Source organism: Flavobacterium sp. LC2016-13 (assembly GCF_009707955.1).
Classification (GTDB): Bacteria; Bacteroidota; Bacteroidia; order Flavobacteriales; family Flavobacteriaceae; genus Flavobacterium.
Genome location: NZ_WMDQ01000007.1, coordinates 14,396 through 28,902 on the forward strand (window position 1 = coordinate 14,396; position 14,507 = coordinate 28,902).

Annotated in this window: 13 protein-coding genes; 7 read left to right on the forward strand and 6 right to left on the reverse strand. The window is 33.1% G+C overall.

Annotated elements, in window-relative coordinates; translation table 11 throughout:
- Positions 1–23: 23 nt before the first annotated feature.
- Positions 24–644 (reverse strand): ComF family protein, encoded by a 621-nt coding sequence (locus GKZ86_RS14800; protein WP_154784109.1) that lies wholly within the window; start codon positions 642–644, stop codon positions 24–26.
- A gap of 161 nt (positions 645–805) precedes the next feature.
- On the opposite strand from GKZ86_RS14800, the gene GKZ86_RS14805 reads away from it, so the two are divergent.
- The 5 genes from GKZ86_RS14805 (at position 806) to GKZ86_RS14825 (ending at position 6,687) form a co-directional block, all read left to right on the forward strand.
- Entirely contained in the window at positions 806–2,344 is a 1,539-nt protein-coding gene (locus tag GKZ86_RS14805) for a glycine--tRNA ligase (protein ID WP_154783859.1), read from the forward strand.
- Positions 2,345–2,613: 269 nt separating this feature from the next.
- Positions 2,614–3,411, forward strand: coding sequence for a LytTR family DNA-binding domain-containing protein (locus GKZ86_RS14810; protein WP_154783860.1), 798 nt, complete (start codon positions 2,614–2,616; stop codon positions 3,409–3,411).
- Positions 3,412–3,589: 178 nt separating this feature from the next.
- Complete coding sequence (locus tag GKZ86_RS25245) at positions 3,590–3,847, forward strand: hypothetical protein (protein WP_194632517.1); 258 nt, start codon at positions 3,590–3,592, stop codon at positions 3,845–3,847.
- A 97-nt stretch (positions 3,848–3,944) separates the two neighbouring features.
- Positions 3,945–5,999 (forward strand): tetratricopeptide repeat-containing sensor histidine kinase, encoded by a 2,055-nt coding sequence (locus tag GKZ86_RS14820; RefSeq protein WP_154783861.1) that lies wholly within the window; start codon positions 3,945–3,947, stop codon positions 5,997–5,999.
- The gene (locus tag GKZ86_RS14825) at positions 5,989–6,687 is read left to right on the forward strand and encodes a response regulator transcription factor (protein WP_154783862.1); all 699 of its coding nucleotides are present in this window, start codon (positions 5,989–5,991) and stop codon (positions 6,685–6,687) included. The genes GKZ86_RS14820 and GKZ86_RS14825 overlap by 11 nt, the downstream gene beginning before the upstream one ends.
- Before the next feature lie 89 nt (positions 6,688–6,776).
- Here the strand turns inward: GKZ86_RS14825 and thiL are convergent, their stop codons facing one another.
- On the reverse strand, positions 6,777–7,823 hold the full coding sequence (gene thiL / locus GKZ86_RS14830; RefSeq protein ID WP_154783863.1) for a thiamine-phosphate kinase: 1,047 nt from the start codon (positions 7,821–7,823) through the stop codon (positions 6,777–6,779).
- A 228-nt stretch (positions 7,824–8,051) separates the two neighbouring features.
- Here thiL and GKZ86_RS14835 point away from each other — a divergent pair, with 228 nt between their 5' ends.
- Together GKZ86_RS14835 and GKZ86_RS14840 are read left to right on the forward strand one after the other, a co-directional pair.
- Positions 8,052–8,984: a 1-phosphofructokinase family hexose kinase gene (locus GKZ86_RS14835; RefSeq protein ID WP_154783864.1), complete on the forward strand. Its 933-nt coding sequence runs from the start codon at positions 8,052–8,054 to the stop codon at positions 8,982–8,984.
- A gap of 254 nt (positions 8,985–9,238) precedes the next feature.
- The gene (locus GKZ86_RS14840) at positions 9,239–9,718 is read left to right on the forward strand and encodes a DinB family protein (protein ID WP_154783865.1); all 480 of its coding nucleotides are present in this window, start codon (positions 9,239–9,241) and stop codon (positions 9,716–9,718) included.
- Positions 9,719–9,784: 66 nt separating this feature from the next.
- Here the strand turns inward: GKZ86_RS14840 and GKZ86_RS14845 are convergent, their stop codons facing one another.
- The 4 genes from GKZ86_RS14845 to GKZ86_RS14860 form a co-directional block, all read right to left on the reverse strand.
- Complete coding sequence (locus GKZ86_RS14845) at positions 9,785–10,741, reverse strand: YafY family protein (RefSeq protein WP_154783866.1); 957 nt, start codon at positions 10,739–10,741, stop codon at positions 9,785–9,787.
- Positions 10,742–10,999: 258 nt separating this feature from the next.
- Positions 11,000–12,796, reverse strand: coding sequence for a translation elongation factor 4 (lepA, locus tag GKZ86_RS14850; protein WP_154783867.1), 1,797 nt, complete (start codon positions 12,794–12,796; stop codon positions 11,000–11,002).
- Positions 12,797–12,959: 163 nt separating this feature from the next.
- Positions 12,960–13,694, reverse strand: coding sequence for an NUDIX domain-containing protein (locus GKZ86_RS14855; protein WP_154783868.1), 735 nt, complete (start codon positions 13,692–13,694; stop codon positions 12,960–12,962).
- Complete coding sequence (locus tag GKZ86_RS14860) at positions 13,694–14,410, reverse strand: NUDIX domain-containing protein (protein ID WP_154783869.1); 717 nt, start codon at positions 14,408–14,410, stop codon at positions 13,694–13,696. Before GKZ86_RS14860 ends, GKZ86_RS14855 begins: the two co-directional genes overlap by 1 nt.
- Positions 14,411–14,507: the final 97 nt, after the last annotated feature.

Here is a 14,507-nt window from a genome sequence, read left to right on the forward strand (position 1 = left end):
CAGTTGGAATTTGGAATTTCAATTTACGAGTTCGCCATTGCCATACAAACAATGCTAATCTTAGTTCCGGGAATTTTTAACAATGCACGTGAACAAGCCTCGAGCGTTGCGCCTGTGGTAAGTACATCATCAACAATTAAAAAATGTTTGTTTTGATTTTCTTCTGTTGAAATTACATCAAATATATTTTCGATGTTCTCGGATCTTCCCAAAAGATTCTTTTTTGATTGCGTTTTAGAATATTTCTTTCGATATAAAATAGAAGCATCATAAGTAATATTGAGCCCTTCTGCCAAAGCTTTTCCAAAAGTAGTAACCTGATTATAACCTCGTTCTTTAAATTTTCTTTTATGAAGCGGAACAGGGATTATAATATCAAAAGGAGTTTCTAATTTTAACTCTTTTAGATCTTCTACATACCAGTTTCCTAAAACGGTTCCAACTTCTTCCAGACCTTTGTATTTTAGATTGTGAATGAGTTCCTGTACGATTCCTTTTTTATTAAAATATAAAAATGCCGACACATATTCGATCTCAATTTTACCATAAAACTTTTTGACAGCTTCATTTTTAGTGTCTAAATGATATTGGGTAAGAGGCATTTCGTGACGACAATTGGTACACAAAATAGTTTCATTACTCATTAAAATAGTTCGGCAACCGGCACAAACTTTAGGGAAAAACAGGTCAATAATATAATTAAACACAAATAGAGAGAATTTAGTTACAAAAATAACGAAATCAATCCTGCAATCTTTATAATTTTTCTTTTTTTTAAACGTACTTTTTATATTTTTGCATCACTATGGCAAAACAAGAAGATTTATTTAAGAATGTGGTTTCGCACGCAAAAGAGTACGGATTTATTTTTCCGTCAAGCGAAGTTTACGACGGATTAAGTGCAGTATATGATTATGCACAAAATGGTGTCGAATTAAAAAAGAATATCCGTGAATATTGGTGGAAATCAATGGTTCAGATGAATGAAAATATTGTCGGCCTTGATGCTGCAATATTGATGCATCCAACGACTTGGAAAGCTTCAGGCCACGTTGATGCTTTCAATGATCCGTTAATAGACAATAAAGATTCGAAAAAAAGATATAGAGCAGACGTTTTAGTAGAGGAATATGCTGAAAAGATCAATCAAAAAGCTCAAAAAGAAATCGAAAAAGCAAAAGCCCGTTTTGGTGATGCTTTTAATGAAGAAGAATTTGTTACCACGAATGCACGTGTTGTAGAATATCTTTCAAAGTATAAAGAAATTTTAGCAAGACTTGCAAAAGGTATGACTGATGATCTTCAGGATGTAAAAGCATTAATTGAAGAGCTTGAAATTGCTGATCCTGAAACTGGTTCTAGAAACTGGACAGACGTAAAGCAATTCAACTTAATGTTCGGAACTAAACTTGGAGCTTCTGCAGATTCTGCAATGGATTTATATTTGCGTCCGGAAACGGCGCAAGGTATTTTTGTGAACTTTTTAAATGTTCAGAAATCGGGTCGTATGAAAGTTCCTTTTGGAATTGCTCAAACCGGAAAAGCATTTAGAAATGAAATTGTTGCAAGACAATTTATTTTCCGTATGCGTGAATTTGAACAAATGGAAATGCAATTTTTTGTACGTCCGGGAGAAGAAATGCAATGGTACCACCACTGGAAAGAAGCACGTTTAAACTGGCATTTATCTTTAGGATTAGGAAAAGAGAATTACCGTTTTCACGATCACGAAAAATTAGCGCATTATGCAAATGCTGCGGCTGATATCGAATTTAATTTCCCTTTTGGTTTCAAAGAGTTAGAAGGAATTCACTCTCGTACTGATTTTGATTTAAAAGCACACGAACAATATTCTGGTAGAAAACTACAATATTTTGATCCTGAACTGAACGAAAACTACGTGCCATACGTAGTAGAAACTTCAGTTGGTTTAGATCGTATGTTCCTGGCAGTTTTTGCAACTTCATTAAAAGAAGAAGTTTTAGAAGACGGTTCAACAAGAACAGTTTTAAAATTACCAGCGGTTTTAGCACCAACAAAAGTGGCTATTTTGCCATTAGTTAAGAAAGATGGATTGCCAGATATTTCTAAAAAAATCATCGAAGATTTAAAATGGGATTTCAATGTGGCTTATGATGAAAAAGATGCAGTAGGTCGTCGTTACAGAAGACAAGATGCACTTGGAACTCCGTTTTGCGTTACAGTAGATCATCAAACAATTGATGACGAAACCGTAACCATTCGTCATAGAGATACAATGAAACAAGATCGTGTAAAAATCTCTGAATTAAGAGCAATTATCGAAAACGAAGTTTCAATGAAAAACTGGTTGATGAAAATGTAATTTTCTGAAATATCAATATAAAAAATCCCAAATTCCAATCCGGAGTTTGGGATTTTTTCGTTATAATCGTATACGATTTACCGGTAAAATCACCGCTTCTGATAATGTGCAAATATTTGTTCATAACGTCTTAACAATGAATTTTTTAAATGAATTGAAATGCGTAATTTTAGTTGCATTCACAATATCAAAAACACATTATTTTGAAAGTATCAACAACACCAAAGAAATAGTTCGATGAGATTCATGAAAAACTAACAGATTTAATATTGAAAAAGTATTCGTATATTATTATTGACGACGACAGCGAAAGCATTTTGAGAACCAAAACAATTGCAGATGGTTTTTCAGAATTGACTTTTATTGCATCGGCCATGAATTACGAAGAAGGATTGAATTTAGTTTTTGAACATAAACCAGCGATTATTTTTCTGGAAATTGCTCCGGAAAATTTATCCAGTAATTTATCACTTTCTTTTATCAGCGAATTATATCGGTATTTATTGGTTATACCTAAAATCATAATTACCACATCTAAAAAAGATTTAGCTTTTGATGCAATTCAGTACGGTGTTTTTGATTTCGTTTTAAAACCCATTCTTCAAATTGATCTTTTAAAGGTAATGTTGAGGCTGGATAAATACACAATGACAGAATTAAAAAATGAGATTAGTTCATTGGTAATTCCGCCCTTAGAAACTGCACAAATTGTCGATAAACCACTTATTTTATGCATTAAATCTTATGGAGACTATCGTTATATAAATGCGGCTGATATTTGTTATTTTCAGGCAGATAATAATTCGACAGATATTTATTTGAGTTCCGGTGAAATGATAACCGCTTTCAAAACATTAAAACACTTTGAATTTGTTTTAATGCATCCGTTTGTAAGAATTCATAATAGTTATATCATCAATAAAAATTTTATTTCGAGAATTCATAACGGACATTCAGTTTGTTACATCAAAAACTCTTCAAAGAAAATACCTTTTTCTAAAACCTACAAATCAAATGTAGACTCCATTATTTCTGATTTTTCTGCAGGAAATTACTTAGAACTCTAAAAACTAAGTATTTACGCTAATTTGATGGCCATTGACTACCAATTGGGCATGTTCTACCACAAACTAATTTTTTCGTGTTCTTTTTTTGGATTACAAGGCTAGCTTTGTCATATGATTTTGCATCAAAGCTAAGTCATAACGCCCCAAATAAAAATCAAAAACTTAAAACATCTCAAACATGAAAAAAGCAACTTTAACAATCGGATTATTTTCTCTAGTAATGGTAACAACTTCATTCACTACTCCTGAAACTTTAAATAATATTGGTAATGAGGAATTAAGTATTATTTCACCAATTGATGGAGTTGGTGCCAGAGATGGTAGACAAAAGCATGATTATGTAGGAACAGAAACGCAAGCAGATATAAATTATAATCAATCTAGTAACCTAAATGCTGATCGTCAATCATTACGAATGACGGTGAAATTAGACTAATAAAAAGATAAATATTTAAGAAAAGGCTGTCAATTTTTTGGCAGCCTTTTTTTGCGTCTATAGTTTTAGTATTTTTGATGAAACTCAAAGAAAGCTGTTGAAAAATAACTACTTAATATTATTCTTTTTATGTGTTGTTTTTTCTGGTTGTACCAAAAAAGTACAGAAAGATAAAAATGTAAGTTTGTCAAATGACAGTCTAACTACTTATTTGTCATTAGCAAGTGATATAAATTTGCCTTTTAAATATAGACAACAATATAATGAAAAAGCATTAGCTACAATTATAGAACAGAAAGACGATTCGCTTAATAAGGTTAATCTTTTCAAAGTTGCCAATCGCTATTATAATATGAATGACTGGGCTTCTTATCTAAAAACTACAAGATTAATTTTAGAAAGATCAAAGAACTCGAGAGATTCTATCCACATGGCTAAAGCATATAGTTATTTAGGAGACTATTACAGATCTCAATCAATATCTGACAGTGCTTTTTTGAATTATTTTAAAGCTGAAAAATTTTATCTAAAAATAAATGATAGGAATAATTTAGCTAAAACCTTTTTAGATAAAGCTAATCTTCAGTACAATGGAGGAGATTATTTTGAAAGTGAAATCAGTGTTTTTAAAGCACTTCGTATTTTAAAAAAAGAAAATAATGTCAATGATGTACTCTACGATTGTTATAATTTATTAGGGATATTATACAATGAACAAGAAGAATTTGATAAGGCTCTCGAGTTACACCAAACAGCACTAAATACTCTTGAAGATAAATCTATCCCGGAAGATTATCAATTAAAAGCCACATCACTAAACAATATAGGATTTGTTTATTTAAGAATGCAGAACTACAGAAAAGCTAAATCGTTTTTTCAAAAAAGTTTAGATCAAAAAAATTTATATGAACAAAATACTACACTATACGCCATTGTGTTAGATAATTTAGCATATTCTAAATTTAAATTAAAAGAAGCTGACGGTCTGCCAAAACAATTTTTTGAGGCTTTAAAAATAAGAGATAGTCTAGGCCTGAAATCAGGAGTTGTTTTAAATAAAATACATTTGTCTGAATATTATGCTTTTAAGAAAGATACCTTCAAAGCAATTCAATATTCAAAGCAAGCACTGTCCTTGTCCAAAAATTCAGATAAAATAAGAAATATATTAGAAGCTCTAAAACAAATTGCGATTGTTGATCCTAAAAATGCTTCTGGCTACACAAGAGAATATATCCGTCTTAATGATAAAATGCTTAAAGCAGAACGAAATATGGGCGAAAAATTCTCCCGTATAGAATATGAAACCAACGAAATAAAAGATCAGAATTCGAACTTACAGGAAAAAAATAAAACCTTAGTTTATGTTTTTAGTATTTGTACTTTGGTAGGTTTGTTTTTTTATGTTTACAAAACACAGCAAGCCAGAAACCGGGAATTGCTTTTTAAACAACAACAACAAATCGCCAATGAAGATATTTATAATTTGATGATTTCTCAGCAAAATGAAATTGAAGCAACACGAATTAAAGAAAAGAAAAAAGTTGCCCAGGAATTGCACGACGGAGTTTTAGGCAGAATGTTTGGAGTACGGATAAGCCTGGATAGTCTGGATAAAATAGACGAAGTTGAAGCTGCAGCGAAGAGAAAAAAATATCTAACAGAACTAAAACACATCGAAGAAGATATTCGTGAAATTTCGCATGATCTAAATCGGGAAAAGTCAGAATTAATTAATAATTTTATTGCGATTTTAAACAAATTGTTTGAAAATCAACAAAACATTTACGATTCTAAATTAATAACCACATTCGATTCTCATATAAAATGGGATTTAGTAAGCAATGCCGTTAAAATTAATTTATACAGAATTGTTCAGGAGGCACTTCAGAATTGTAATAAATATGCAGATGCAGATACTATTACAGTAGAATTTAAAAGCGAGATAAACTATTTAGTTTTATCCATTTTTGATGACGGAATTGGTTTTAATACCAAAAATAAAAACGGAATTGGGCTTCATAATATCGAATACAGAGCCGCAGAATGTAAAGGTTCTGTAACCATAAAATCCGGTAGAGGAGAAGGAACTTTATTAATCGTAAAAGTACCTATAGATCAAAAAATTAACCTGCAACATAATGACAATTGAACAAAACGCCCCAGTTTCTCAATTAATCAAAAGCAACATTTTGATAGTTGACGATCATCCTTTCATTATCGAAGGATACAAAAATGCCATAACACGCTACAACCCTAAAAAATATGATTTTGTAATTGCACAGGCGCACGATTGCAGATCAGCTTATGATTTACTCGAAGATGAAGCAACACCAGATTTTGATGTTGCTTTTTTAGATATAAGTATGCCGCCTTACGAAGAAAAAGAGATTTTTTCAGGAGAAGATCTGGCGAAGTTAATTTTGAAAAAAACGCCCAATTGCAGCGTTATTTTGTTAACGATGTATACAGAACTATTAAAAATCAAAACAATCATCAGAACAATAAATCCGAATGGTTTAATTATTAAAAATGATTTAACTTTTGATGAATTACTGGTTGCTTTTGATAAAGTAATGAAAAACGATAAATATTACAGTCAATCGGTTCAAAAGATGCTGAATCAGTCGCCTCATAATTCGATAGAAATTGATGAATTCGACAAACAAATTTTATTTCATTTATCAAAAGGAACACCCATAAACGAAATGCCTCAATATATTCCGATATCCTTAAACGCCATAGAAAAAAGAAGAAGCAACCTAAAAGAGTTGCTCAAAATAAAATCAGGTTCTGATGAAGAATTGGTGAAAGAAGCCAAAAGCAAAGGCTTGTTTTAAAGAAAAAGCCACGAATTTCACGAATTAGCGCAAATTTATTAATAAAAATAATTTGTGTAAATTCGTGAAATTCGTGGCAAAAAAATAATTTATTCACTCAAAGCATCCCAGCCGCGAGCTTTTAAAGGAATTTTTGTATTGGCACGAGTTACCAAATGAATTCCTTCGTTTTCTTCGGCCATGTGGCCAATAATAGAAAAGTTTGGGTTTCCTTTTATTTTGTCGAAATCGTTAATATCAATCGTAAACAACAATTCATAATCTTCTCCGCCATTAATAGCAACCGTTGTGCTATCAATATTAAACTCTTCACAAGTCGAAATAAATTGCGGATCTAACGGAAGTTTATCTTCATATAAATTACAACCCACTTTTGATTGCTTGCATAAATGAATAATCTCAGAAGAAAGTCCGTCTGAAATATCAATCATCGACGTTGGTTTTATTTCCAAAGCATGCAATAAAGTACGAACATCTTTTCGTGCTTCAGGTTTTAATTGTCTTTCAATTAAATACGTATAAAGATCTAAATCCGGCTGACTATTTGGATTAACCTGAAAAACCTGTTTTTCACGTTCTAAAACCTGTAATCCCATATAAGCAGCACCAAGATCTCCGGTAACAACTAATAAATCAGTTTGTTTCGCTCCGTTTCTGTATACGATTTCATTTTCATCAGCTTCACCAATAGCAGTAATGCTAATAATTAATCCTTTTTGAGATGAGGTTGTATCCCCGCCAATAACATCTACTTTGTATTCTTTTGAAGCCAATGTAATGCCTTCAAATAACTCATCTAATGCTTCCAGAGGAAAACGATTAGAAACAGCCACAGAAACCGTTATTTGCGTTGGTTTGGCATTCATTGCGCAAATGTCAGATACATTTACGACAACAGCTTTATAACCTAAATGTTTTAATGGCATATAAGCCAAATCAAAATGCACGCCTTCAATTAGTAAATCGGTTGAAACGACTACTTTTTTATCCTTAAAATCAAGAACTGCGGCATCATCGCCTATACTTTTTAAAGTAGATTCCTGAGTAACATCAAAATTTTGGGTTAAATGTTCAATTAAGCCAAATTCACCTAATTGCGCTATACTGGTACGTTGCGGATTTTTATCTTCGATCATTTCTTTTTAAGTTCCAAAGTTTCTAAGGCGCAAAGGTACAAAGGTTTTATCGAATTCAATGGGATGTTATCTCTGAACACCTTATTTATATGTAAAGAAAGAATAGTACAGGTTTCTTTCTTTAGCATTTGTGTTAAACCCGACAGGTTTAACTTGCGCTGGAAAATGATCATAATTTTAAAATTGATATTTTTTTTCGGATCTTTAATAGAAATAAAAAGCAAAAAAATGAAACCATTTGATATAGTTACCTTAACCGTAAATCCTTCTGTAGATAAAAGCACCCACTTTTCAGGTTTAATTGCAGAACAAAAAATAAGATGCAAAGACCCGCAATTTGATGCAGGCGGTGGCGGAATAAACGTTTCTAAAGCTATTGCTCGCTTACGCGGAAGTTCATTAGCCGTTTTTGCTTCGGGTGTACCCATTGGTGAAATGTTGAAAGATTTGATAAAACAAGAAAAAATAGAATCTGAAGTAATTGAAACCAAAACACCAACCAGAGAAAATTTTATTGCTGTTGATGATCACACCAATTCACAATATCGTTTTGGATTTTCAGGCGGATCATTATCTGAAGATGAAAGTAAACAAGTATTAGAAACGATTTCGAAATTAAAACCAAAATTTTTAGTCGCCAGCGGAAGTTTAAACGAAGGCTTAGATGATAATTTTTATCAAAAAGTAGCAGAAATTGCCAAAACCTCAAACTCAAAATTAATTGTTGATACTTCCGGAGAAGCTTTAAAGAAAGTTTTAGAAACAGGTGCTTATCTTATAAAACCAAATGTGGGTGAATTGGCAAAACTAGTAGGAGTTGAACGATTGGAAATGGAAGAAGTAAATGAAGCTGCTAAAAAAATTATAGCAAATGGCGGTGCCGAAATTGTAGTAGTTTCACTTGGACCGCAAGGTGCAGTTTTGGTGACCAAAGATGATTACGAATATGTTCCTGCGCCTAATGTTGCCAAAAAAAGTACCGTAGGAGCCGGAGACAGTATGGTAGGCGGAATGGTTTGGGCATTGTCGCAAAATAAAAGCCTCAAAGAAGTTATTCGTTGGGGAGTTGCCTGCGGATCTGCTGCAACAATGAATGAAGGAACTCAATTATTTAAATACGAAGATGCTAATCGTTTGTTTGAATGGTTGAAGAATAAATAAAATGCTAAACGAATATCTAAATTAAGACAGAGATATATCCACAATGTATATCGTAGAGACGCACAGCAGTGCGTCTAACGTTCCAGCATATCTCTAAAATAAAAAATGGGGTTACGTTGTGCGAGATGCACTGCTGCGCGTCTCTACGTTTGTCAGCAGGAAAAAAAAATATTTATTTTTTTTTCCTGCTGACAAACTGTTGTCACCGACCCTCAATAATTTTGAAGTATTAAACAAATTAAAACTTTAAAATCATGAAAACATTAGCAGCCCAAGTAATTACTCCAGAAGATTTGTTGAAACATTGGCAAGGACACCGCGCACTAACACGCCGTGTAATCGAAGCGTTTCCTGAAAAAGACTTTTTTGAATTTTCGATTGCAGGAATGAGACCTTTCTCTAAATTAACTGATGAACTTTTAGCGATTGCAGTTCCGGGCCTTAGAGGAATTGTGACTAAAGAAACCAAACCATTTGCTGAAGAAGGTGAAAAGTTAATCTTTAAAGCGCAATATCTTGCAAAATGGGATGAAGCAACTGCCGAAATTAATCAATATTGGGAAAAATTATCGATTGAAGACTTTAATGAAACCTTTAATCTTTTTGGTCAATATGAATTTCCGGTTATTCAGAATATCTTATATTTTATTGATAATGAAGTACATCACCGTGGACAAGGATATGTGTACCTAAGAGCTTTAGGAATTGAACCTCCTTTTTTCTGGGAAAGATAAATTTTTGTAGTTTGTCCAAATAAAAAAACGCCTAAAATGAAATTCAGTTTCATTTTAGGCGTTTTTTTATAAAAGTCTTTTTCTATTAATTTCAAGCAATTCCAGCGTTCGAACTTTAAGACTTTCAGGTTCGAGAATTGTGGCGTAATCACCAAACATTAAAAACCAGCGCGGAAAACCGCTATCGATATCACGGCACATAAATGTCATTTCTATTTGTCCGTCTATTTCTGTTTCAGAAACGCAGCCATGATATTTTTTTTCAAACTCAAGATAACGGGCAATTTTTTTGTCTACTAAAATCCGAACTTTTGTTGTTGGTATTGTTTCGTTTTTATTTAAATAAGTTTCGAGAGAATCGTGTTCTATAGTAAAATCCAATTCTGTTTTTTGAATTCCCTGAATCCTGTCAGTTCTAAATTGTCGGTAATCTTTTCGTAAATGACAATAACCAAGAAAATACCAATTGTTATGATCATGAAAAACGCCGACAGGTTCTATGTTTCTTCTCGTAGTTTCTTCTTTGTCAAAAGTTTTATAAGATAACAGAATTTGCTTTTTCTCGGCAATACTTTCAAAAAGAACTGCTAAGGTATTGGGAGATTGATCATTAAAAAGAGGTTCAGCAGTTTGCATCACAACGCTGGATTCAATATTTGAAAGATAATCTTTATCTGTACCTCTCAAAACTGATTTCAATTTAAACATCGCCGATGCATAATGCGTTCCTAAAGCAGGATCTGTAAATTTCTGCATTAGTTTTTCAGCTGCAATAAAACTGCTTACTTCTTCGCGGGTAAACATAACGGGAGGTAATCTGTAACCTTCCATCAAAGCATAACCAACTCCGGCTTCACTGTAAATAGGAACTCCCGAAGCTTCAAGAGTTCGAATATCCCGATAAATAGTTCGTAAACTAACTTCAAAACGATCCGCCAATTCCTGAGCTTTTACAATTTTTTTAGATTGTAATTGAATCAGGATTGCGACAATTCGGTCAAATCGTTTTGGGGTTTCGTCCATTTTTTTTGAAGGTTCAGAGGTTCAAAGATACAAAGGTTCAGAGTTTAAATAAATAAGAAATTTGTCCCAAATTAGGACAGATTAATTGGTTAAGAAATTATTCGCAATCCGAATCTGTAGAGGCGCACAGCAGTGCGTCTACACAAGTCACATCCATATTGTAACCACATCAAATAAATAAAAATAAAAAACCCGATAACGTAGTCATCGGGTTTAAATCTATATTCTTTCCTCTTTATTCTTTCTTCTAAAAAAAGACTAGTCGTTCAATTTCAAAACAGCCATAAAAGCTTCTTGCGGAATCTCAACATTTCCTACTTGTCTCATACGTTTTTTACCTTTTTTCTGTTTTTCAAGAAGTTTACGTTTACGGGAAATATCTCCACCGTAACATTTTGCGGTAACGTCTTTACGAAGTGCTTTAATCGTTTCACGAGCAATAATCTTAGCTCCAATTGCAGCTTGAATCGGAATATCAAATTGTTGTCTCGGAATCAATTCGCGTAATTTCTCGGTCATTTTTTTACCGATATTATAAGCGTTGTCTTCGTGAATCAATGCAGAAAGCGCATCAACAGTTTGTGCATTCAAAAGAACATCCAGTTTTACTAATTTTGAAGTTCTCATTCCAATCGGAGAGTAATCGAAAGAAGCATAACCTTTAGAAACCGTTTTTAAACGATCGTAAAAATCGAATACAATTTCCGCCAAAGGCATATCAAAATTCAATTCAACACGTTCTGTAGTCAAATAGGTTTGATTGGTAATTTGACCACGTTTTTCGATACATAAACTCATTACGTTTCCAACAAAATCAGCTTTTGTAATGATTGTTGCTTTAATATAAGGTTCTTCAACTCTGTCTAAACGAGAAGGTTCAGGTAAGTCAGAAGGATTATTTACAACAAAAGCAGTTTCAGGATCTTTTTTGGTATAAGCCAAATACGAAACGTTAGGAACTGTAGTAATTACAGTCATATCGAATTCACGCTCTAAACGTTCCTGGATAATTTCCATGTGAAGCATTCCTAAGAATCCGCAACGGAAACCAAAACCTAACGCTGCAGAGCTTTCAGGTGTAAAAACTAGCGAAGCATCATTCAATTGCAATTTCTCCATAGAAGAACGCAAATCTTCATAATCTTCCGTATCAACAGGATAAATTCCGGCGAAAACCATTGGTTTTACATCCTCAAAACCTGTAATCATATTGGTTGTAGGCGTTTTAGCATCAGTTAATGTATCACCAACTTTTACCTCTTTCGCTTCTTTAATTCCTGAAATTAAATAACCAACATCTCCTGCTGAAATGACATTTTTAGGAACCTGATTTAATTTTAAAGTTCCAATTTCGTCAGCAAAATATTCATTGCCAGTAGCCATGAATTTAATTTTTTGCCCTTTTTTGATTTCACCGTTTACAACTCTAAAAATAACCTCAATTCCACGAAACGGATTATAAACCGAGTCAAAAATCAAAGCCTGTAAAGGTTCGTCTTTATTTCCTTTTGGAGCAGGAATTTTTTCGATAATGGCAGCCAAAATATTTTCAACACCAAAACCGGTTTTTCCCGAAGCATGAATAATATCTTCTAATTTACATCCTAATAAATCGATAATATCATCACTAACTTCTTCAGGGTTAGCACTTGGTAAATCTACTTTATTCAAAACCGGAATAATTTCCAGATCATTTTCAAGAGCCAAATATAAATTAGAAATCGTTTGTGCCTGAATACTTTGAGCAGCATCTACAATTAAAAGTGCACCTTCGCAAGCAGCAATAGAACGAGAAACTTCGTATGAAAAGTCAACGTGACCAGGAGTGTCAATTAAATTTAAAATATATTCTTCTCCTTTATAAGTATATTCCATTTGAATGGCGTGACTTTTAATGGTAATTCCACGCTCACGCTCCAGATCCATGTTGTCAAGCAATTGTGCTTTTTCTTCACGGGCTGTAACGGTTTGAGTAGCTCCCAATAGTCGATCTGCCAATGTACTTTTACCGTGGTCAATGTGTGCAATAATGCAAAAGTTACGTATCTTCTTCATTTTATGATATCAATTCTCTATCCGAGTTTTAGTAATTTTTGGGTATAAATTTGCTCTTGAGCAATTGCCTTAGAGCATGTTATTAATGGGCAAAGATAGCGCAAAGTTTTGGATTCTGGAATGTTGAAGGGCGATAGTTAGATTCTGAAATTTAAAACAACCTTTAAAACTCAAAATTAAATCCTTTTTCAGTCAGTTTTTTGTAGATTTCGGGATCAAATTTGTACAATTTAGCGGCACGGTGCGAAACATCTTGTTGTTTTTCATCGAGTGCAACCAGTAACTTCATGTGCAAAATTTTTCTGCGGAAATTCGATTTATCCAATTCAACCCCTAATATTTCCTCATAAAGATGCATTAGTTGCAATAAGGTAAATTTTTCAGGCAAAAGATTAAAACCAATCGGTGCCTGACGAACGCGATTACGCAATTGCATCAAGCTGAATTCAAGAATTTCGTTATGGTCAAAAATTAAATCCGGAATATCTTTTATTTTATACCATTTTGCTTCAATTACAGAATTGCTCGCCTTAATGTTATAATCTTCCCGATTTACTAAAGTATAATAGCCAACCGTTATAACTCTGGTGCTTTTTACACGATCAGGATCCGTAAATGCTTTTAGCTGTTCCAGATAAATATTGTCCAGACTTGTAAGTTCATATAATATTCGCAGCGCAGCATTGTCAACACTTTCTTCCAGATATAAATCTCCACCAAGAAGTCCCCATTTTCCAATACTTGCCCCTTCGGCATGTTGCACCAAGAGAACTTCAAGATTTTTTTTATCAAAAGAAAATATAACGCAGTCGATCGATATACCGTCTATAACTAATTTTTTATCTGTAGTTATGTTGGTATTCGTTTCCTGAATATGTTTAGAAGGAGAAAAAGTCATTAAAATTCAAAATTAAAACCTTTCTCCGTCAGTTTTTTGTAAATATCGGGATCAAACTTATATAGTTTTGCGGCTCTGTGCGAAACATCTTGCTGTTTCTCATCTAAAGCAACCAATAATTTCATGTGAAGAATTTTTCGTCTGAAATTAGATTTGTCCATTTCGATTCCAAGAATTTCTTCATATAAATGCATTAACTGCAGCAATGTAAATTTTTCAGGCAATAAATTAAATCCGAGCGGAGCCTGACGAACCCTGTTGCGAAGATGTTTTAAACTATAAGCAAGGATTTCGTTATGGTCGTAAATTAAATTCGGAATACTATTTATTTTATACCATTTGGCATCAGAAGCTGTAAAACCGGCCTTAATGTTATAATCTTCACGTTTTACCAAGGCATAATAACCAATCGTAATAACGCGTCGAAGCGGGAAACGGTCCGGGTCTCCAAATGCTTTCAACTGTTCAAGGTAAATATTGTCAAGGCCTGTAAGTTCGTTCAATAAACGATGTGCAGCGTTATCAGTACTTTCTTTTTTATAGATCCATCCTCCGGGAAGACCCCATTTTCCTTTACTAATTCCTTCTCCGTGTTGTACCAACAGCACTTCAAGACTTCCTTTATCAAAACCAAATATAACACAGTCAATCGTGATCGCATTCATTGCAGTTTGCTCGCTCTTTAAAACTGAATCTTCATCTACATTTTCAACCATATCCTTCTTAAAATTTTGACAAATTAAATAAATAAAATGAATAATTGCTTTCGTAAAAGCTTTATATTTTTTTTAACGTAACAATTTTCTGATAATC

Coding starts and splice junctions, on each gene's coding strand:
- lepA (WP_154783867.1), bottom strand. CDS start 12,796: ATGAAGAAGATACGTAACTTTTGCATTATTGCACACATTGACCACGGT.
- thiL (WP_154783863.1), bottom strand. CDS start 7,823: ATGATCGAAGATAAAAATCCGCAACGTACCAGTATAGCGCAATTAGGT.
- GKZ86_RS25245 (WP_194632517.1), top strand. CDS start 3,590: ATGAAAAAAGCAACTTTAACAATCGGATTATTTTCTCTAGTAATGGTA.
- GKZ86_RS14855 (WP_154783868.1), bottom strand. CDS start 13,694: ATGACTTTTTCTCCTTCTAAACATATTCAGGAAACGAATACCAACATA.
- GKZ86_RS14860 (WP_154783869.1), bottom strand. CDS start 14,410: ATGGTTGAAAATGTAGATGAAGATTCAGTTTTAAAGAGCGAGCAAACT.
- GKZ86_RS14840 (WP_154783865.1), top strand. CDS start 9,239: ATGAAAACATTAGCAGCCCAAGTAATTACTCCAGAAGATTTGTTGAAA.
- GKZ86_RS14800 (WP_154784109.1), bottom strand. CDS start 644: ATGAGTAATGAAACTATTTTGTGTACCAATTGTCGTCACGAAATGCCT.
- GKZ86_RS14805 (WP_154783859.1), top strand. CDS start 806: ATGGCAAAACAAGAAGATTTATTTAAGAATGTGGTTTCGCACGCAAAA.
- GKZ86_RS14825 (WP_154783862.1), top strand. CDS start 5,989: ATGACAATTGAACAAAACGCCCCAGTTTCTCAATTAATCAAAAGCAAC.
- GKZ86_RS14835 (WP_154783864.1), top strand. CDS start 8,052: ATGAAACCATTTGATATAGTTACCTTAACCGTAAATCCTTCTGTAGAT.
- GKZ86_RS14845 (WP_154783866.1), bottom strand. CDS start 10,741: ATGGACGAAACCCCAAAACGATTTGACCGAATTGTCGCAATCCTGATT.